Genomic DNA, 16,489 nt, shown 5'->3' with positions numbered 1-16,489 from the left:
CGATGGCTATGGTTCAGGCTCTCGAGATATTGCGGATTAACCTTGGGTTTCCCGCTCCAGCTCAGCATCCACTTCGTCAACCTTACCCTTGGTCTTCAATTCACTGACAATCACCGCCGCCACAATCAACCCGGCGCCAACCAAGGCAATCGCCGGCAGACGCTCCCCGGCAATCCGCCCGACGATGCCGGCCCACACCGGTTCACCGGCATAGATCAAGGTTGCCCGGGTCGGCGAAACGCTTTTCTGCGCCCAGTTCATCGCCACCTGAATCGCCGCACTTGCCGCGCCGAGGCCCAGAGCAGTCACCAGTAATGTCCAGGAAAAATCCGGGAGTGCTTCACCGGTCGGCACCACCAGCAGGAACGACAGCACCGAGGTCGCCGCCAGTTGCACCACGGTCACCCGGCGCACATCGACCTGACCGGCGTAGGTGCTGATCAAAATGATCTCGGCAGCAATCGCGATGGCGCTGATCAACGTGGCGATTTCACCGGGGCTGAAATTCAGCGACGCCCCGGAAGGCCCGGACAGCAGCATCAAACCGGTAAACGCCAGCATGATGCCAATGCTCGGCATCAGTCCCGGGCGACGGCCCAGCACCAGCCATTGCAGCAACGGCACGAAGGGCACGTACAGCGCGGTGATGAATGCCGACTGGCTGCTCGGGATCGTTTGCAGGCCCACCGTCTGCAGGCCGTAACCGAGCATGATTGCCACACCGATGAAGGCGCCGGCCTTGAGTTCAAATAACGTGAGTTCACGCAAGTGACGCCAGGAGAACAGCGCGACGATGCACGCCGCAGCGGCAAAGCGCAGGCCGACAAAAAACATCGGGCCGCTGACGGTCATCGCGTGTTGCACCAGCAGGAACGTGCCGCCCCAGACCATGGTGATCAGCACCAGCACGCACTCGGCCTTGCTGAAGCGGGAGAAGCGGAGAGAGGTGGAAGATTCGTTCACTGACGTCATGACCTTGCGCACTATAAAAGGCAGGACGCACAATGCGCCCAACGTTGCGCAGTATACTGCCCAACCCCACCGAGTGAGCAATATAGTGCACAAAGATTCCAGCCAACGGGCGTCCGTCCTGCAACACGTCAGTCACAACGTCCGGCGCCTGCGCCACGCTGCCGACATGAGCCAGACCGCGCTGGCGGAAAAGTCCGGCGTCAGTCGGCGCATGCTGGTGGCGATCGAGGCCGGGGAAAAAAACGTCAGCCTGACCACCCTGGACCGTGTCGCCGAAGCGCTCGACGTCGCCTTCAGCGACCTGATCCAGGCCCCCGATGCCCGCGATACCAGCCGCATCAACGAGGTGGCCTGGGCCGGCGTCATTCCGGGGAGTAAAGCGGTGCTGTTGTCCAAGGCCACCGCCACCCGCGAGGTCGAACAGTGGGAATGGTGCCTGCAGCCGGGCGAAATCTATCCCTCACAACCGGACGCCGATGGCTGGAGTGAACAGATTTATGTGTTCGAAGGTTGCCTGACGCTGACGGTCGGCGATGTGACCAACACCATTTCCTCTGGCGAGTTTTTCATGTTTGCCAGCAACCAGCCGCACGGCTATCGCAACGACGGAACGGTCGCGGTGCGGTTTGTGCGTAATGTAGTGATATGAAATGAATCAGAACGCAGACATCCTGATCATCGGCGGTGGCCTCAGTGGCACGATGCTGGCCGTGCAATTGCTGCGACTGCCCGGCCAGCGCCGGATCCAGATCATCGAACCGCGCGCCGAGCTCGGTCGCGGTGAAGCCTACAGCGCCGTCGAGCTGGGCCATACGCTCAACGGCAATGCGGCGCGCATGAGTGTCGACCCGGACAACCCCGATGACCTGACTCAATGGCTGACCGCGCACATTGCCGCCGGTGGCTGGCCGGAATCTGCCGAGCAGAATGTGCCGATCAGTGAGCTGTTCCCGCCGCGCGGGCTGTTTGGCGTTTATGTGCAGCAGCGTTTGGCCGAGGCGCGCGTCGTTGGTGCGCGGCACGGTTCGACCGTCGAGCATGTTTGCGCCGAAGTCGTCGATCTGCAAACCGATACCGATTCGGTGCAAGTGAGTTTGAACAATGGGCAGACTCTGCGCTGTGCCTACGCCGTGCTCGCCACGGGCATGTTCCCCGCCGCTCGCACGCCGCAGAAAGAGTCCAGCGGCCTGAACGCCGCAGCGCTTGATCCGTGGGATGTCGCCGCCATGCGCCAGCTCGATCCGCAGTCGACCGTGCTGATCATCGGCTCCGGTCTGACCATGGTCGATGCGGTGGTTTCGCTGGAGCAGGCCGGGCATCGCGGGCCGATCAAAGTGTTTTCCCGTCACGGACTGTTGCCCCATGTGCGGCGCCAACCACCGGCGTGGGTGGATTTTCTTGCCGAAGATCAGAGCATCCGCACACCGCGACAGTTGTTGCGCGAACTGCGCAGGCATTGCCGCGAGGCGATCGCTCAGGGCATTGATTGGCAGGCGCCGCTGGACACGGTGCGGGCGCATATCGGACGGCTGTGGAGTCAGGCGACTGACGTGCAGCGTCGACAATTCGTACGCCATGTACGGCCGTGGTGGGAGAGTCATCATCACCGGTCACCGCCGTTGAGTGCTCAGTTGGTTGAGCGCTTGTACAACGAGGGGCGGTTGCGGATTCAGGCGGCGTCGTACAAGGGGCTTGAGCCGTCTGCGGGCCAGGGTGTGAGTATTCGCATTCGACGCCGGGGCGAGGCGCAAACCTGTGTGATGCATGGCGCAGCGCTGATCAACTCCAGTGGCATCGAGTACGACTGGCGCCGAGTCGCGCGACCGCTGCCACAGCAGTTGCTGGCGCGCGGACTGGTGCGGCCGGGGCCGTTGGCGCTGGGGATTGCGGCGGCGGTGAACGGTGCGGTGCTGGACGCTGAAGGGCAGGCCGGCCGCCGATTGTTCGCGATGGGGCCACCGCTGCGCGGGATGTGGTGGGAGAGCACGGCGGTGACCGATGTGGCGTTGCAGGCGAAGATGCTGGCGGCGCGGCTGGTGGGTTGAAGCAGCCGGCTTGCACAGATCCCTGTAGGAGTGAGCCTGCTCGCGAAAGCGGTGGGTCTGTCACATCATTGCTGAAGGGGCTGACGCCATCGCGAGCAGGCTCACTCCTACAATTGAACGGGGCGTGTCAGTCAGCGCGGCAGCGCATTCATCAGCCAGCGCTGGCGAATCTGCTCCAGGCGCCCGTCGGCGCGCAAGGTTTCCAGCGCCTGTTGCCAGCGTTTGACCTGAGCCGGATCGTTCTGCAGCGAAAAGGCGATGTAGGTGTCCTGTTTCATCAGTGACATCTGATACTGCAACCGCCCCGGCTCCATGCCCTGGGTGCGGGCCAGGGCGGCGGTGGACAGGGTGTCGGAGACCACGAAGTCGGTTCGGCCCAGACTGAACAGGCGCATCATCTGCTCAGGGGTTTCGACACCGTCGAGGTTTTTCAGGTTTTGCCGTTGCAGGTAGCTGTAGATCAGCCATTTGCGCGGCACGCTGATGCGCCCGGCCTGATCCGCCTCTTGCAGTGAGCGTACCGGTGGCTGGCTGTATGCGTGGCCGTAGAGGGCGGTTTCGACTTCTATCAGCGGCCCGACCCACTGGTAACGATCATCGCGCTCGTCGGTGCGCAAAACCGTGAAAACGCCCGTATTCGGGGTCTCGCTGGCGGTGCGCAGGGCACGCAGCAACGGTACTTGTTGCAGCACGATCCGGTCACCGGTCTGTTCGGCCAGCGCGCGCACTACATCCACGCCATAACCCACCAGTTGATCGCCTTGTTGAAAATGCAGGGGCGGGTGATTGTCGGTGAGCAGTTGCAGGTCCGCCGCATTGGCCGCCAAGGCCAGGAGTGACAGCAGACACGCGGCAATCCGTTTCATGAATCGTCCCTGAAAAATTGAGCGCGAAGCTTAGTACGGGCCGGGGGTGGCTGTCGTGAGGAATGTGCGGGGCTTTTGCGTCAGAAACCAAGGCGGATTGGCAGAGCCAGGCGCAGACAAAACCGTTGCTGGCGATAGTGGTGGAGTCAACATTTGAAGTGACGGACCTGACCTGTTCGCGAGCAAGCTCGCTCCCACTTTGGTTTGTGGTGTGCCTGGCATTTGTGGCTGATACAGGACCTGTGGGAGCGAGCTTGCTCGCGAAAGCGCAGTGTCAGTCAGCATTGATGTCACTGACCGAATGCCTTCGCGAGCAAGCTCGCTCCCACATTGGTTTGTGGTGTGGGGTGTGGTGGCTGGAGGGTTATGCCACCACGCGATAGCACGGCACATACGCCGCGCCGCCCGGCAGTTTCATTCGGTGCTGGGCGACGAAGGCTTTGAGCAGTGCGTCGAGTGGTTGCATGATCGCCGCGTCACCGCGGATCTGATACGGCCCGTGTTCTTCGATCAAACGGATGCCCTTGTCCTTGACGTTGCCGGCGACGATCCCGGAGAACGCGCGGCGCAGGTTGGCGGCCAGTTCGTGAGGCGGCTGGTCGCGGTGCAGCTTGAGGTTGGCCATGTTTTCGTGGGTTGGATCGAACGGGCGCTGGAAGCTTTCGTCGATCTTCAGCAGCCAGTTGAAGTGGAACGCGTCGTTGCGCTCGCGGCGGAACTGCTTCACCGCTTTGAGGCCGGCGGTCATCTGCCGCGCGACTTCGGCCGGGTCGTCGATGATGATCTCGTAGTGCTGCTTCGCCGCATCGCCGAGGGTGGCGGTGACGAAGGCGTCGAGTTGCTCCAGATACGGCGCGGCATGTTTCGGCCCGGTCAGGATCACCGGGAACGGCAGGCCTTCGTTGTCCGGGTGCATCAGGATGCCCAGCAGGTACAGGAACTCTTCGGCAGTGCCGGCGCCGCCCGGGAAGATGATGATGCCGTGGCCGACACGGACGAACGCTTCCAGGCGTTTTTCGATGTCCGGCAGGATCACCAGCTCATTGACGATCGGGTTCGGCGCTTCGGCGGCGATGATCCCCGGTTCGGTCAGGCCGAGGTAGCGCCCGCCATGAATGCGCTGCTTGGCGTGGGCGATGGTCGCGCCTTTCATCGGGCCTTTCATCACGCCGGGGCCGCAACCGGTGCAGATGTCGAGGCTGCGCAGGCCCAGTTCGTGGCCGACTTTCTTGGTGTACTTGTATTCTTCGGTGTTGATCGAGTGACCGCCCCAGCACACGACGATTTTCGGCTCCACACCGGGGCGCAGGGTGCGCGCGTTGCGCAACAGGTGGAAGACGTAGTCGCTGATGCCTTGCGAGGTGCTGAGGTCGATGCGTTGGCTGTCGAGTTCGTTTTCGGTGTAGACGATGTCACGCAGGGCGCTGAACAGCATCTCGCGGGTGCTGGCGATCATTTCGCCGTCGACGAAGGCGTCGGCCGGGGCGTTCAGCAGTTCGAGGCGCACGCCGCGATCCTGCTGGTGAATGCGGATTTCGAAGTCCTTGTAGGCTTCCAGAATGGTTTTTGCGTTGTCGACATGGGCGCCGGTATTGAGGATGGCCAGGGCGCACTGGCGGAAGAGGGTGTAGGTGCTGCCGGATCCGGCTTCGCTCAGTTGCTGCACTTCACGTTGAGAAAGGGTTTCCAGGCTGCCTTTCGGGCTGACCGAGGCGTTGATTACGTGTCGTTGGGTCATGCAATGATCCTTAAAACGATGTCATTCCAATGGCAGGTAAATGGCATCCGAATAGTGTGTATCCATGAATGAAGATGGCACGATCTGCGCTGTACCGCCATGTCCCCGTTGGACGCTGAAGAGATGAAAAGGGCCCCCAGCATAGCTAAATCGCGGAGAGAGGCGATAATGCGCAGCGAGTTTTTTCCGTTGCCCTTTTTATCGCTCAAGGAAGTCATGCCTGATGATCGAGATCCAGCCGATGGACCCAGCAACGTTTCGCCAGCAGACCCGCCGCAGCACGATCATCATCGCGGTGCTGTTCCTGGTGCTGGCGATGGCGCTTTCGACGGCGGCGGTGGCGCTGTTCGGCGAACCCGGCGGCGATAACCTGCGGTTCAATGTCGGCGGAGTGTTTGTCGCGTTTCTGCTGACGGCGGCGCTGATGCGCGGGCAGTTCTGGCAGCAGCCGTGGATGGCCCCGGCGGTTTACAGCTGGCGGCTCAAGCGCAGCCTCATGAGCGTGACCAACGTGATGCACCAAGTGACCCCAGCAGTCGAGCAGAACGATCCGACCGCCATGAAGGTGCTGCGTTTCTATCATCTGGGACTGACCCAGATGCACGAACTGGACGGTAACTCCAGCGATCACGCGCAATTGCACCGTGAAGTCGAAGCGCACAAGGAGCGGATGCTGGCGTTGGGTCTGGAGATCGACCAGAAACGCCTGGATCCGGCCTGGCTGGCAGCCTTGAAACCCACCGCGCGTTAAAACGGAATACGGCTGGCGCGGCGCAGTTTCCACGCACGGGCCAGGCGCCCGTAGACCAGCAGGTTGATCACCAGCACCACACTGCCTAGCATCAATTGAATCTGCGGCGTCAGACCTGCGGGATAGATGATCGGCCAGATGTAGTGCTCGATGAAGCCGCCGGCGTATTCGGTCTGCCCGGCGGCGTGGCGCATCAGGTTTTCCCAGTAGGTCAGCGGACAGGTCAGGTGCAACACCTCGACCGCCACGCCCCATGCAGCCGCCGGCAGATGCAACCACATCAGGCGTGGCCACTTGAGCACCAGCAACCCGCCGAACAGCACGAACAGAATGAATGACAGGTGGAACAGCACCAGCCCGTCGGCTGCGATTCGGTACAGCATGTCGTCTCCCTGACGCGGTTGTGAAGGTCTCCATGGTACGCCGACAGCAACGCCGGGGCGCGGTGATTTGGCGCAAGTGCGCAAGATTGTTCAAGCCGCGAAGGAGCATTTGCTGGCAGAGTCTGCGACCGTTTCCTCGGTTGAAGAGCGTTATGTCTGAATCAATTATGCCGCGCAGTGCGTTTCTTCGCGGCGCTGCGGCGATCATGCCGTTATCGCTGGCGACGGCACCGTGGGGCCTGTTGGCCGGCTCCATGGCGATCGAAGCCAACCTCACGCCGTTACAGGGGCAGGGCCTGTCGAGCATCGTGTTCGCAGGGGCCGCGCAATTGGTGGCAATCGGCATGCTCAAGGGCGGTGCCGGGATTTTCTCGATTCTGTTGACCACGCTGCTGCTGACTTCGCAGCACTTGTTGTACGGCATGAGCATGCGTTCGGTGATTTCACCGTTGCCCGGGCGCTGGCGCATCGGCCTGGGCTTTTTGCTCACCGATGAACTGTTCGCCCTGACCAGCCAGCATGATCGCCAGCAGTTCAATCGCTGGTATGCGCTGGGTGTCGGTCTGACCTTCTACATCGCCTGGAACCTGTTCACCCTCGCCGGCATCGTGCTGGGCAGCAGCATTCCGGGGCTTGAGCATCTGGGACTGGATTTTTCGATTGCCGCGACGTTTATCGCGCTGATCACCCCGGTGGTGCGCAACGTACCGACCGTGGTGTGTGTGGCGGTTTCGCTGTTCTGCTCGGTGCTGTTCAGTTATTGGCAGTGGGGCTCGGCACTGGTGTTGTCGGGCCTGGCCGGGATGACCGCAGGATTTGTCTGCAACAAGCTGTATCGGGGGCGCACATGATGGTCTGGGCAGTGATTTTCGGCATGGGGCTTCTGGTGTTTCTCAACCGCTACGTGTTTCTCGAACCGCGCCTGCCGCTGCGCTTGAGCAGCAACGCACGACAGTTTCTCGGTTTTGCCGTGCCGGGCATGTTGACCGCGATCTGCGGACCGATCGTGTTCATGCCGGATAAACAGTTGAATCTGCAGTGGGATAATCCGTATTTACTGAGTTCGCTGGTGGCGATCGGGCTGGTGCTGTACACCCGCAATACCTTGCTCAGCATGCTCTTGAGCATGGCGTTTTTCTTTTTGTTGCGTTGGTGGCTGTAAGTTGCCGGGGAAAAACTGTTCTACGCTTGTTGGATGACTATTTTCGACAAGGCGAGGTGCACATGACGACCGAGCAAAAGCGTCCGGATGAAGACGAAGAAGCAGACGAGCCCAGCGAAGAAGAAATCGAGCGCGAGAAACGCAAGGAACAGACGTGGAAGCACGACGATGACAAGGAACTCACCGGGCCGGATGTGAAATTCTGATGGCGACATGCAAAAAGCCCCGCGATTGCGGGGCTTTTTGTTGTTTCAGAGGTCTTCCAGCTGCGGGAAGTCCGGGTGTGACGCCCGATAGCCCAGAGTCTTGTCGATCCATGCATTGAGCTCGTTGACCATCACCGGCGGATGCCCGGGATAGCTCTCGAGGGTCGTGCGCAAGACGCGTTCGATGTCCGGCACTGAACGCAGGTTTCGGGTCTTGATGTAGTGGCCGATAAAACAGTCGAGTTGAAAGCGTTCTGTCATGGACAGATAGATACACTCCAGGCCGTTGGCCTGTTTGATTGCAAAATCGTCGCGCAACTTAGTTCTCTGCAAGGCTTGTTAAAGTTGTAGGGGATTCCTGGTTTTGCTGACTCTTTGGTCAACTGGTATGCCAATTGGAAATGCGGCGCGCATGCTATCCGTAGCGCATCTAAATGTATGTATGACGGTTGAAATGTCAGACAGGCGGTTAGTTCGCTCAAACGACTGTTCTTTTCGGGTTGTCTCAACAATGAAACACCCTCTGTAAAGATCGAGTGTCACCTGTATTCACCTGAAATCACCTGTAGGAGCTGCCGAAGGCTGCGATCTTTTGATTCTTTTTTTGAAAGCAAAATCAAAAGATCGCAGCCTGCGGCAGCTCCTACAGGGTAAACGCGTGAGATCACGGATCTTTAAGCCACTTCGTCAATCAGTCCGGCGCCCTGATTGCGTGAATTGCCGACCGCCTTGCCGACTTTATGCCAGGCGAAGGCATCACTGAGTTCGCCTTCGAACAGCAGCATTTGTTCGGCGCGCTCCGCAGGTGTTGCCGGATCAAGCCATTCGGCAGCCATGTCAGCGCGAAAAACCACCGGTCGGCGATCATGAATATCGAGCAGGCCGCCGACGCTGTCGGCGGTGATGATCACGAAACCATCGTCCTCCCGAGCATCGCTGCCGGATGTCGGACATTGGCCGATGGCTGCACAGAAAACCGGCCCGTGATCGGCCCGACGGATCAGCCACGGCTGTCGGGTTTTATCCGGGCCGTCGACCCATTCGAACCAGTTGTCGACCGGCACGATCAGCCGATGCCGCCAGATCGCCCGAAAAAACGGTCCATGAGCGACTTTCTCCACCCGGGCATTGATCGGCGCCGCACGGTCCTTGGCCCAGTGCGGGCGCCAGCCCCAGCGCAGGTTGTCGGCATACAGCTGTTGATCATGTTGATGGAGCACCGCGAGTGACGTGGTCGGCGCCGCGTTGTAGCGTTCCAGCGCGGCGTCGCCGACGTGATTGATCAGCGCATCGGGAATGCTCAGCACCGCGACAAAGTCGTGAATGCCGCGGTATTGCGAGAGTCTTCCGCACATGCGCCGAATCTCCGGTTGGACGCTTTCAGCTTAGTCGGCTGCGGCCAATCAATCCTGCGCCTCCTGACCGGTGAACGTGTCGCGCCAGGCCAGCCAGCGGCGCTCAAGCACCGCGAGCAGGCCGTCGCTGAGTTTACCGAGCACGGCGAGCACGATAATCGCCGCCAGCACGATGTCCGGTCGCGAGGTTTCGCGGCCGTCGCTGAGCAGATAACCGAGGCCCTTGGTCGCGGCGATCAGCTCGGCGGCCACCAGAAACATCCACGCCAGACTCATGCCGCTGCGCAGTCCGGTGAACAGGCCGGGCAGGGCGGCGGGCAGCAGAATCCGCCGCACCAGTTGCCAGCGGCTGAAGCCATAGATGTGCCCGACTTCGACTAGTTTGCGGTCGATATTGCGAATCGCCGCGACCACGTTGACGTACACCGGAAAAAACGCGCCGATGGCGATCAGCACGATCTTCGAGGTTTCATCGATGCCCAGCCACAGCAGCAACAGCGGCACCCAGGCCAGGCTCGGAATTGAACGCAGTGCGGCGAACGTCGGCTCCAGATACGCCTCGGCCTCGCGGCTCAAACCGACCCAGGCAGCGAACACCAGCGCCAGGCTCGCGCCGATGGCAAATCCGAGCAACACCCGCAGCAGGCTGGCGCCGATGTGTTTCCACAGGGCGCCTTCGGCGAGGTCGGTGAGGGTCAGGGCGATCTCGCTGGGCGCCGGCATTTGGTAGGACGGCAGCCAGCCGAGGCGCACGATGCATTCCAGGGCGACCACGATCAGCAGCGGCAGGGCCAGACCTTTCAGGCGTCGGCGCCATGTCGGATTGAGGGATGAAGGACGCGGCCTCGACAAGCTCTGAGGCGGCGCAGGCAATTCGTTACTGCGAGTGGTCATACGTGGGCTCCACTCACAGCGAATCCGCGTCGGGCGCGGATGGGCTGTGAGTCTGGTCGGTTACTGGCGGGCGACGGCTTGCTGCACACCGCTGTCGAGCAATTGATCAATGACCTGATCGACATTCACCCCACGCCGCACCAGTTCCTCGGACACCAGAATCGGTGCCGCAGCCTTGGATGCCTGCACGTCGTTGGCGGTCAGTTGCGGGCTGCTCAGATCAGTGCGCGACAGCTGCAGTTTGGCCACGTCCAGCGGCAGACCGGATTCCTTGGCGAGCAACGCGGCGAACTCGTCGGGATTTTTCAGCGCCCATTGCCGCGCCTGCTCGTAGGCTTTGATCACGGTGTCGATGGTTTGCGGATGCTCCTTCGCGTACTGCTCGGTGACGCTGACCACACCGTAGCTATTGAATGCCGGGTTGCGATACAGCAGACGCGAACCGGCCTGTACCTGACTGGCGGCCATGTGCGGATCGAGCCCGGCCCAGGCGTCGACATCGCCTTTTTCCAGCGCGGTGCGGCCGTCCGGGTGTTGCAGGTGCACCAGTTCCACGTCGTCTTTCTTCAACCCGGCCTGTTGCAGGCTGCGCAGGGTGAACAGATACGGGTCGGTGCCTTTGGTGGCGGCGATTTTCTTGCCCTTGAGGTCGGCGACGCTCTGGTACGGCGAATCCTTGCGCACCACCAGCGCAGTCCATTCGGCGCGGCTGTAGACGTATACCGATTTGATCGGGCTGCCGTTGGCCCGGCTCAGCACCGCAGCGAGGCTGGCGCTGGAGGCGAAATCGACGCCACCGCTGTTCAGGTATTCCAGCGAACGGTTACTGCCCTGGCTCAGCACCCAGCTGACTTTGGTCTGTGGCAGGGCCTTTTCGAGAAAACCGAAATGTTTGAGCACCAGACTCACGGGTGAGTAGTAGGCGTAATCCAGATGGACTTCCGCAGGCGGCGCTTCGGCGGCTTCGGCCAGCGGTTGCAGGCTCAATGCCATGGCGCTGGCGACCAGCAGCGTTTTGAGGCGGGTAAACGGTAAGAACGATGTCATGGGGCGCTCCGGCAAAGGCACTGGTTGTTATGTCCAAAAATATATTTTTATCGGCTGCGTCCTGCATGAATGGAATATTGCAGGCTCTGTGCCATGTGTGTTTCGACCCATGTTTACGGGGTTTTCCCCGGTTTTAGCGCCTTTCAACTGTTGCTTGGGAAACATTGTGGCAAGGCACTGTTGCGCAGCGGACAGTGAGCATCCCGGGCGATGAGCTTATGCATTAATCGAATTTAAAATCGGTTTATCAACAGCGTTATGGTCTATGCAAAATCCCGTCGCAGGACCTCCCATGAAGCTCTCCCGTTTGCTCCGCAGCACACTGATCACCGCCTTGTTCGCCGCTCCGTTTGCCTACGCTACCGAGCCGTTGGTCCTGCATGTCGGTGACCAGAACTACTACAACATCCGCGCCTCGGTCGAAGCCTCTGGCGTGCTGAAAGACGCGCCTTACAGCGTCGACTGGAAGCACTTCCAGGCCGCCGCGCCACTGGCCGAGGCGTTGCAGACCGGTTCGCTGGATCTGGGCTTTCTCGGCGATTCGGGTTTTCTGTTTCTCGCCGCCAAACAGGCACCGGTGAAGCTGATCGGGGTGTCGCGGCAGAACCCGGACACCATCGCCTTGCTGGTGCCGAAAGATTCGCCGGTGAAAACCATCGCTGATCTGAAGGGCAAGAAAGTCGCCTACTGGCCCGGCGCCTGGAGCCAGCAGCTGACCTTGCGCGCCCTGGAGCAGGGCGGTCTGCCGGAGAATTACGTCGATTTCGTCAAACTGATGCCGATTGATGCGGCGGCGGCATTGCCGCAGGGCAGCATCGACGCTTTCCCGGTATGGGAACCGTACATCTCCCAGCAAATCGTGTTCTCCGGTGCGCGGCCGATTCTCACGGCGAAAAACCTGATGCCGGGCCTCAGCGCGATTGCCGCGTCGGCGCCGTCGATCGACAGCAAGCGTGCAGCGATTGCCGATTTTCTCGGGCGTCTGAAACAGGCGCGGGCCTGGGTCGACAGCCACACCGACGAATACGCGGATCTGTGGGCGAAGAAAGCCAATCTCGATCAGCAGGTGTCGCGACACTGGTTGCGTCAGGCGCACATGACGGTCGGGCCGGTGGATCAGCAGGCGGCGATCGACTTGCAGGGCACCGCGGACTTCCTGTTCAAGGTCAAGGCACTGCCGGCGCCGCTGGCCACCGCCGGGGTTATCGATACCTCGTTTCAACAGGCACTGGCTGACTGAGCGAGCGCCGGAACCAAAGCCTGTGTACCCTGTCCAGATCTGGCTCGCGAAGCCGGGCGCAGGGACGGATCAGGGCGAGGGAGTTTTGCCAGTCGACAACAGGGCCGCAACGGTCAGGCGCAAGGCAAAACATGAAATACGCGTTCAATCTTCTCTGTGCAGCGGCCATCGCGTTCGGGCTGGCCGGCTGCATTGCCGCGCCGATCGAGATGACCGCGCAAACCGAAACCCGGCTCAAGGCCCAGGCGCCGGTGCGCTTTTTGCTGACCTTCGATGACGGCCCCAGCGCGTCGAGTTTGTGGAACCCTTCGGCGACGGTCCTCGACAGCCTCAAGGTCAACCCGGTGCAACCGGCCATCAAAGCGGTGTTCTTCGTCCAGACCCGCGCACCTCGCGCCGGCAACAGTGAAATCGGTCGCGGCATCATGCGGCGTGAGCACGCCGAAGGGCACATCCTCGGGTTCCACACCGCCACCCATTGGCACACCAATCATCGCTCGCTCGATCCGCAAGAACTGGAGCAGTCGTTGCGCAACGGCACCGCGGATATCGCCGCGATCACCGGAGCTGCGCCGATCCTGCTGCGTCCGCCGTTCTGGAATTACGACAAGCGCACCTTCGCCGCCTATCAGCAGCATGGCTTGCATGTGTTGTTGACCGATTTGAGCGCCAACGACGGCAAGATCTGGGGCTTCAACGCCAGTCCCCGACGTCGGGCGAACATGCTGCGCCAGCTATCGGAAGTCCGCGAGCGCATTGCCCTCGGCGAATTTCCCACCGTGGACGGGGTGATTCCGGTGGTGGTGACGTTTCATGACCTCAATCGCTATACCGCGCGGCATACCCGCGAATACCTGCAGATTCTCCTCGAGAGTGCTGCCGCCACGGGCGTGAGGCTGGCGGACAAGCCGTTTTACGATGATCAAGCGGCACTGCAGAAAGCAGCACTGGCGCGCACCGTTCAGCAGAGTTCGCAGCCGGTGCAATTACCGGGGATGTGGAACTGGATCTGGGATCATGACGCGCACTGAGGCCGCGCTGGAAATGTGATCGGGTTGGCAGTCGTCGGGGCGGCAGATTATTGATCGCTCATCTATGCTGAATCGGTCGACCGACTCATCGCCTGCGAGGCGTGCGCCCATGCTAGCCATTGCCGACATCTGCCGGATTGTCGAATCCGGCTTTCCGTCGCTTGAATGCGAATGCACACAAGTGGAGCAGGGACTGCTGCGGATCAAGGTTTATGAGCCTGACTCCGGGCGAGTCGAGTTGTTGCTCAATGGCGTCTCACCGGAACACCTGGTGACCATCCGCGATATTTCCAACTTCATCGGCGAATTGCGCACGGAAATGAGCGCCGGGCGCCGGGCATTCGCCGGCTGATGCCTCACAAACGCCGCTGAAACGCCTGCACGATGCGTAACGTCGCGTCGCTGGTGGGCAGATTCTGCACCGCGTCCAGCGGATGCCAGATGCATTCGATGATCTCGTTTTGCGGGCGCAACTGCTCAAGGTCGAGCACTGAGGCCTCGTAGACATGATGCTGGGTGCTGCCGCTGTGCAGTTCCATCAGATACAACATCTGCTCGGCATCCAGTGCCGTTTCTTCCTGCAACTCGCGCGTCGCCGCCCCGGCTTTGGTTTCCCCAGGCTCGACCTTGCCGCCGGGCAAGGTCCAGCGACAGCGGGGTTTGCGCACCAGAAGTACGTGTCGATCCTGCTCGCAAATAACGGTTGCGCGTACTTTCATCTGTTACCTGTTTACTGCGTGTCACATAAATGAAATAAAACTGCAATATTCGAGCCGGGCCCGGATTCAGAGGTTCCGTCGGGGTTTTGAGTGTTTGGCAAGGTTGAAAGTGCCAGAGCCTTGGCACATGGCTATCCGCGACATCTGGTCGGCACATCTCCGGCAACAGGGTGTAAGGTAAAAAAGCAGAGCTGAATCCACTGTCAGCAAAAAGGAGGTCCCCATGAGCATTCCTGTCCTGAACAAGATGCACATGAACGGCTACGACGTACTCCGTGTGAACAACGGCCCATGGCGGGTTTGTACCCAAGGCGATCGGCTTGCGTCGTTTGGTAGCAGAGAAGAAGCGCTGGCCTATGCCGCTGCGTTGCCAAGTTACAGACAACGCTCGGCGCGGGCTCGAAGTCACACTGCGAGTTGAAGCAGATGTAACGAATGAGCCCCGGTAATTGCCGGGGCTCTTGTTGAGGGCAGGGTCGCTATCAGTGAACCTTGCTTCGGCTGATGGAGCGCGTTTTCACTTCCTTGGCATAGGACTGCAATCGTTCTTCATCACTTTGCAGCACCTCGCAGGACCTGAGTACCGCCTGGGCATCCGCTTCATTGCCGCTTTTGCGCAGTTGTTCGGCGATGCGCTTGAGGTCGACCGCCGACCATCTCAAATCAGATGCAACGGCTTGCAGGTCGCGCTGAAGTTCGTGTTCGTATTCATTGAGCCGCATGATCACCTCCGGTCATTCTCGGTAAAACAGAGTAGCCGCATTTTTCATCGCCGATGTGCAACTCGTCTGTCACCGGGTGAATGGATGTAAATATTTGTCCAAATGCCCTTGTAGCGGGGCGTCGGGATGGATGTACAACCGGTTACACGTTACATTCGCTTTTTTTCAGATCAGGGAAACACCATGCGGATATGGATCGGGAGTTTGGCGTTGGCATTGCTGGCGGGTTGCTCATTGCCAGCATCGCTGGTACCGGGCGAGCCAAACCTCAGCAAGACCACCACCAAAGCGCCTAAAGACTATGCCGCGTGCTTGTTGCCGTTGTGGCAGCAGGACATTCCGAAGACCACGCAGACCTCCATTTCCAACGGCTACCGGATCAAGGCACCGAGCCTCGTCACCGCTGACGAGATTCTCGACATCATCAAATACAAGGACGGCAGCCGCGTTTCCCTGTATCAGGGACCGCCATGGGCCAAGTCCGGGTCGTTGCGCAAATCGGTGCGTGACTGCCTGTAAAGCCCAGCCTCCGCTGCAAAAGCCAGCCGCACAAAAAGCAGAAACCGGATCAATGGTTTCTGCTTTTTTTTGCTTTGCGAAATGCGCTGTGACAGATCGGCACGAGACGTATACCAGTGTGCGCTAGGCTTTGATTGCCGGTCACTTATCAGGCCGGCAAGTCTTTCAAAGAGCCACGGATCATGGATGATCTGGTCAAGGAAGTTATTCCGTTGTTGCAGTATTTGATTCCCGGATTCGTTTCTACCTGGATTTTCTACACGCTCACTTCATTCAAGCGGCCTGATACGTTTGGGCAGATTGTGCAGGCGTTGATTTTTACATTTGTTATTCATGGGGTGGTAACAGGTATTGGCGTGATCTTTTTGTGGGTCGGGACGAAGGGTTTTTCTCTAGGAATATGGGATGGCAAGGCGCAGACGTCATGGGCATTCTTTTGTTCGCTGGTACTTGGATTGCTGTCCTGTAGTCTGGCGACCAATGACAAGCTACATGGTTGGCTGCGTCGCAGAAACGTAACGAAACAATCTTCTTACCCAAGCGAATGGTTCTGCGCATTCGCGCAATTTGATCGGCTCATCACCCTGCATTTGCATGACGAAAGGCGCGTTCTTGGCTGGCCGGCCGAGTGGCCGCCGGAATCAGCCAACGGCCAGTTCGTGATCCATAAGCCACATTGGCTGCATGAAGATGGCAAAGTGGCGCCTTTTGGCGCCGAATATTTGTTGATAGATTCCGCGAAGGTTAAATGGGTTGAGTTCAGCCCGGCATCAGAGGATTGATTATGAGCGCCCGAGCACCACAACCAATGCCCAAGAAATATGAACACCTGTTCTTTG

General features: G+C 60.0%; 22 protein-coding genes. 12 read left to right on the top strand and 10 right to left on the bottom strand.

The window, feature by feature from the left end; genetic code table 11:
- Nucleotides 1-36: 36 nt before the first annotated feature.
- On the bottom strand, nucleotides 37-972 hold the full coding sequence (locus PMI25_RS14730; protein WP_007966921.1) for a DMT family transporter: 936 nt from the start codon (nucleotides 970-972) through the stop codon (nucleotides 37-39).
- An 85-nt stretch (nucleotides 973-1,057) separates the two neighbouring features.
- Between PMI25_RS14730 and PMI25_RS14725 the strand changes: the two genes are divergently transcribed.
- The gene (locus PMI25_RS14725) at nucleotides 1,058-1,621 is read left to right on the top strand and encodes a helix-turn-helix domain-containing protein (RefSeq protein WP_007966922.1); all 564 of its coding nucleotides are present in this window, start codon (nucleotides 1,058-1,060) and stop codon (nucleotides 1,619-1,621) included.
- A 1-nt stretch (nucleotide 1,622) separates the two neighbouring features.
- Nucleotides 1,623-3,017: an FAD/NAD(P)-binding protein gene (locus tag PMI25_RS14720; RefSeq protein ID WP_007966923.1), complete on the top strand. Its 1,395-nt coding sequence runs from the start codon at nucleotides 1,623-1,625 to the stop codon at nucleotides 3,015-3,017.
- A gap of 131 nt (nucleotides 3,018-3,148) precedes the next feature.
- On the opposite strand, the gene PMI25_RS14715 is transcribed toward PMI25_RS14720, so the two are convergent.
- Entirely contained in the window at nucleotides 3,149-3,883 is a 735-nt protein-coding gene (locus PMI25_RS14715) for a substrate-binding periplasmic protein (RefSeq protein WP_007966924.1), read from the bottom strand.
- A gap of 364 nt (nucleotides 3,884-4,247) precedes the next feature.
- Nucleotides 4,248-5,621 carry a nucleotide 5'-monophosphate nucleosidase PpnN gene (ppnN, locus tag PMI25_RS14710; protein WP_007966925.1) on the bottom strand — a complete coding sequence of 458 codons (1,374 nt, stop codon included), beginning with the start codon at nucleotides 5,619-5,621 and terminating at the stop codon, nucleotides 4,248-4,250.
- A gap of 223 nt (nucleotides 5,622-5,844) precedes the next feature.
- Between ppnN and PMI25_RS14705 the strand changes: the two genes are divergently transcribed.
- Entirely contained in the window at nucleotides 5,845-6,372 is a 528-nt protein-coding gene (locus tag PMI25_RS14705; RefSeq protein WP_007966926.1) for a DUF3087 domain-containing protein, read from the top strand.
- On the opposite strand, the gene PMI25_RS14700 is transcribed toward PMI25_RS14705, so the two are convergent.
- A complete protein-coding gene (locus PMI25_RS14700) occupies nucleotides 6,369-6,755 on the bottom strand; it encodes a DUF2784 domain-containing protein (protein ID WP_007966927.1) in 387 nt (128 codons plus the stop codon). The genes PMI25_RS14705 and PMI25_RS14700 overlap by 4 nt on opposite strands.
- A 152-nt stretch (nucleotides 6,756-6,907) precedes the next feature.
- Here PMI25_RS14700 and PMI25_RS14695 point away from each other — a divergent pair, with 152 nt between their 5' ends.
- The 3 genes from PMI25_RS14695 (at nucleotide 6,908) to PMI25_RS29490 (ending at nucleotide 8,123) form a co-directional block, all read left to right on the top strand.
- Complete coding sequence (locus tag PMI25_RS14695; RefSeq protein WP_045122068.1) at nucleotides 6,908-7,606, top strand: AzlC family ABC transporter permease; 699 nt, start codon at nucleotides 6,908-6,910, stop codon at nucleotides 7,604-7,606.
- A complete protein-coding gene (locus tag PMI25_RS14690; RefSeq protein WP_177325723.1) occupies nucleotides 7,606-7,917 on the top strand; it encodes an AzlD domain-containing protein in 312 nt (103 codons plus the stop codon). Before PMI25_RS14695 ends, PMI25_RS14690 begins: the two co-directional genes overlap by 1 nt.
- A 62-nt stretch (nucleotides 7,918-7,979) precedes the next feature.
- Nucleotides 7,980-8,123 (top strand): hypothetical protein, encoded by a 144-nt coding sequence (locus tag PMI25_RS29490; protein ID WP_007966933.1) that lies wholly within the window; start codon nucleotides 7,980-7,982, stop codon nucleotides 8,121-8,123.
- A gap of 45 nt (nucleotides 8,124-8,168) precedes the next feature.
- Here the strand turns inward: PMI25_RS29490 and PMI25_RS14685 are convergent, their stop codons facing one another.
- The 4 genes from PMI25_RS14685 to PMI25_RS14670 all read right to left on the bottom strand — a co-directional run bounded on the left by PMI25_RS14685 (nucleotide 8,169) and on the right by PMI25_RS14670 (nucleotide 11,419).
- Entirely contained in the window at nucleotides 8,169-8,441 is a 273-nt protein-coding gene (locus PMI25_RS14685) for a hypothetical protein (RefSeq protein ID WP_007966934.1), read from the bottom strand.
- A 356-nt stretch (nucleotides 8,442-8,797) separates the two neighbouring features.
- Nucleotides 8,798-9,478, bottom strand: coding sequence for an SOS response-associated peptidase (locus PMI25_RS14680; RefSeq protein WP_007966820.1), 681 nt, complete (start codon nucleotides 9,476-9,478; stop codon nucleotides 8,798-8,800).
- A 48-nt stretch (nucleotides 9,479-9,526) separates the two neighbouring features.
- Nucleotides 9,527-10,372: an ABC transporter permease gene (locus PMI25_RS14675; protein WP_007966818.1), complete on the bottom strand. Its 846-nt coding sequence runs from the start codon at nucleotides 10,370-10,372 to the stop codon at nucleotides 9,527-9,529.
- A 60-nt stretch (nucleotides 10,373-10,432) separates the two neighbouring features.
- Entirely contained in the window at nucleotides 10,433-11,419 is a 987-nt protein-coding gene (locus PMI25_RS14670) for an aliphatic sulfonate ABC transporter substrate-binding protein (protein ID WP_007966816.1), read from the bottom strand.
- Between the two features lie 292 nt (nucleotides 11,420-11,711).
- Between PMI25_RS14670 and PMI25_RS14665 the strand changes: the two genes are divergently transcribed.
- From PMI25_RS14665 to PMI25_RS14655, 3 genes are all read left to right on the top strand, one after another.
- The gene (locus tag PMI25_RS14665; RefSeq protein WP_007966814.1) at nucleotides 11,712-12,659 is read left to right on the top strand and encodes an ABC transporter substrate-binding protein; all 948 of its coding nucleotides are present in this window, start codon (nucleotides 11,712-11,714) and stop codon (nucleotides 12,657-12,659) included.
- Nucleotides 12,660-12,790: 131 nt separating this feature from the next.
- Nucleotides 12,791-13,690, top strand: coding sequence for a polysaccharide deacetylase family protein (locus tag PMI25_RS14660; RefSeq protein ID WP_024164464.1), 900 nt, complete (start codon nucleotides 12,791-12,793; stop codon nucleotides 13,688-13,690).
- A gap of 109 nt (nucleotides 13,691-13,799) precedes the next feature.
- Nucleotides 13,800-14,042 carry a DUF1652 domain-containing protein gene (locus PMI25_RS14655; RefSeq protein ID WP_003225919.1) on the top strand — a complete coding sequence of 81 codons (243 nt, stop codon included), beginning with the start codon at nucleotides 13,800-13,802 and terminating at the stop codon, nucleotides 14,040-14,042.
- A 4-nt stretch (nucleotides 14,043-14,046) separates the two neighbouring features.
- Here PMI25_RS14655 and PMI25_RS14650 read toward each other — a convergent pair whose 3' ends face one another.
- Nucleotides 14,047-14,409, bottom strand: coding sequence for an NUDIX hydrolase (locus tag PMI25_RS14650; RefSeq protein WP_007966809.1), 363 nt, complete (start codon nucleotides 14,407-14,409; stop codon nucleotides 14,047-14,049).
- A gap of 223 nt (nucleotides 14,410-14,632) precedes the next feature.
- Here PMI25_RS14650 and PMI25_RS29665 point away from each other — a divergent pair, with 223 nt between their 5' ends.
- Entirely contained in the window at nucleotides 14,633-14,830 is a 198-nt protein-coding gene (locus PMI25_RS29665; RefSeq protein WP_007966807.1) for a hypothetical protein, read from the top strand.
- 61 nt (nucleotides 14,831-14,891) lie between these two features.
- Here PMI25_RS29665 and PMI25_RS14645 read toward each other — a convergent pair whose 3' ends face one another.
- The gene (locus tag PMI25_RS14645; RefSeq protein WP_007966805.1) at nucleotides 14,892-15,131 is read right to left on the bottom strand and encodes a hypothetical protein; all 240 of its coding nucleotides are present in this window, start codon (nucleotides 15,129-15,131) and stop codon (nucleotides 14,892-14,894) included.
- A gap of 183 nt (nucleotides 15,132-15,314) precedes the next feature.
- Between PMI25_RS14645 and PMI25_RS14640 the strand changes: the two genes are divergently transcribed.
- Both PMI25_RS14640 and PMI25_RS14635 read left to right on the top strand, forming a co-directional pair.
- Nucleotides 15,315-15,650 carry a hypothetical protein gene (locus PMI25_RS14640; protein WP_003225912.1) on the top strand — a complete coding sequence of 112 codons (336 nt, stop codon included), beginning with the start codon at nucleotides 15,315-15,317 and terminating at the stop codon, nucleotides 15,648-15,650.
- Nucleotides 15,651-15,832: 182 nt separating this feature from the next.
- On the top strand, nucleotides 15,833-16,432 hold the full coding sequence (locus tag PMI25_RS14635) for a DUF6338 family protein (RefSeq protein WP_007966801.1): 600 nt from the start codon (nucleotides 15,833-15,835) through the stop codon (nucleotides 16,430-16,432).
- Nucleotides 16,433-16,489: the final 57 nt, after the last annotated feature.

This window comes from Pseudomonas sp. GM30 (assembly GCF_000282275.2).
Classification (GTDB): Bacteria; Pseudomonadota; Gammaproteobacteria; order Pseudomonadales; family Pseudomonadaceae; genus Aquipseudomonas.
This window is presented reverse-complemented; position numbering and strand designations above follow the sequence as displayed.

Excerpts from the sequence above, each read along its gene's own strand:
- PMI25_RS14730 (WP_007966921.1), bottom strand. The coding sequence starts at position 972 with ATGACGTCAGTGAACGAATCTTCCACCTCTCTCCGCTTCTCCCGCTTC.
- PMI25_RS14720 (WP_007966923.1), top strand. The coding sequence starts at position 1,623 with ATGAATCAGAACGCAGACATCCTGATCATCGGCGGTGGCCTCAGTGGC.
- PMI25_RS14715 (WP_007966924.1), bottom strand. The coding sequence starts at position 3,883 with ATGAAACGGATTGCCGCGTGTCTGCTGTCACTCCTGGCCTTGGCGGCC.
- ppnN (WP_007966925.1), bottom strand. The coding sequence starts at position 5,621 with ATGACCCAACGACACGTAATCAACGCCTCGGTCAGCCCGAAAGGCAGC.
- PMI25_RS14705 (WP_007966926.1), top strand. The coding sequence starts at position 5,845 with ATGATCGAGATCCAGCCGATGGACCCAGCAACGTTTCGCCAGCAGACC.
- PMI25_RS14700 (WP_007966927.1), bottom strand. The coding sequence starts at position 6,755 with ATGCTGTACCGAATCGCAGCCGACGGGCTGGTGCTGTTCCACCTGTCA.
- PMI25_RS14695 (WP_045122068.1), top strand. The coding sequence starts at position 6,908 with ATGTCTGAATCAATTATGCCGCGCAGTGCGTTTCTTCGCGGCGCTGCG.
- PMI25_RS14690 (WP_177325723.1), top strand. The coding sequence starts at position 7,606 with ATGGTCTGGGCAGTGATTTTCGGCATGGGGCTTCTGGTGTTTCTCAAC.
- PMI25_RS29490 (WP_007966933.1), top strand. The coding sequence starts at position 7,980 with ATGACGACCGAGCAAAAGCGTCCGGATGAAGACGAAGAAGCAGACGAG.
- PMI25_RS14680 (WP_007966820.1), bottom strand. The coding sequence starts at position 9,478 with ATGTGCGGAAGACTCTCGCAATACCGCGGCATTCACGACTTTGTCGCG.
- PMI25_RS14675 (WP_007966818.1), bottom strand. The coding sequence starts at position 10,372 with ATGACCACTCGCAGTAACGAATTGCCTGCGCCGCCTCAGAGCTTGTCG.
- PMI25_RS14670 (WP_007966816.1), bottom strand. The coding sequence starts at position 11,419 with ATGACATCGTTCTTACCGTTTACCCGCCTCAAAACGCTGCTGGTCGCC.
- PMI25_RS14665 (WP_007966814.1), top strand. The coding sequence starts at position 11,712 with ATGAAGCTCTCCCGTTTGCTCCGCAGCACACTGATCACCGCCTTGTTC.
- PMI25_RS14660 (WP_024164464.1), top strand. The coding sequence starts at position 12,791 with ATGAAATACGCGTTCAATCTTCTCTGTGCAGCGGCCATCGCGTTCGGG.
- PMI25_RS14655 (WP_003225919.1), top strand. The coding sequence starts at position 13,800 with ATGCTAGCCATTGCCGACATCTGCCGGATTGTCGAATCCGGCTTTCCG.
- PMI25_RS14650 (WP_007966809.1), bottom strand. The coding sequence starts at position 14,409 with ATGAAAGTACGCGCAACCGTTATTTGCGAGCAGGATCGACACGTACTT.
- PMI25_RS29665 (WP_007966807.1), top strand. The coding sequence starts at position 14,633 with ATGAGCATTCCTGTCCTGAACAAGATGCACATGAACGGCTACGACGTA.
- PMI25_RS14645 (WP_007966805.1), bottom strand. The coding sequence starts at position 15,131 with ATGCGGCTCAATGAATACGAACACGAACTTCAGCGCGACCTGCAAGCC.
- PMI25_RS14640 (WP_003225912.1), top strand. The coding sequence starts at position 15,315 with ATGCGGATATGGATCGGGAGTTTGGCGTTGGCATTGCTGGCGGGTTGC.
- PMI25_RS14635 (WP_007966801.1), top strand. The coding sequence starts at position 15,833 with ATGGATGATCTGGTCAAGGAAGTTATTCCGTTGTTGCAGTATTTGATT.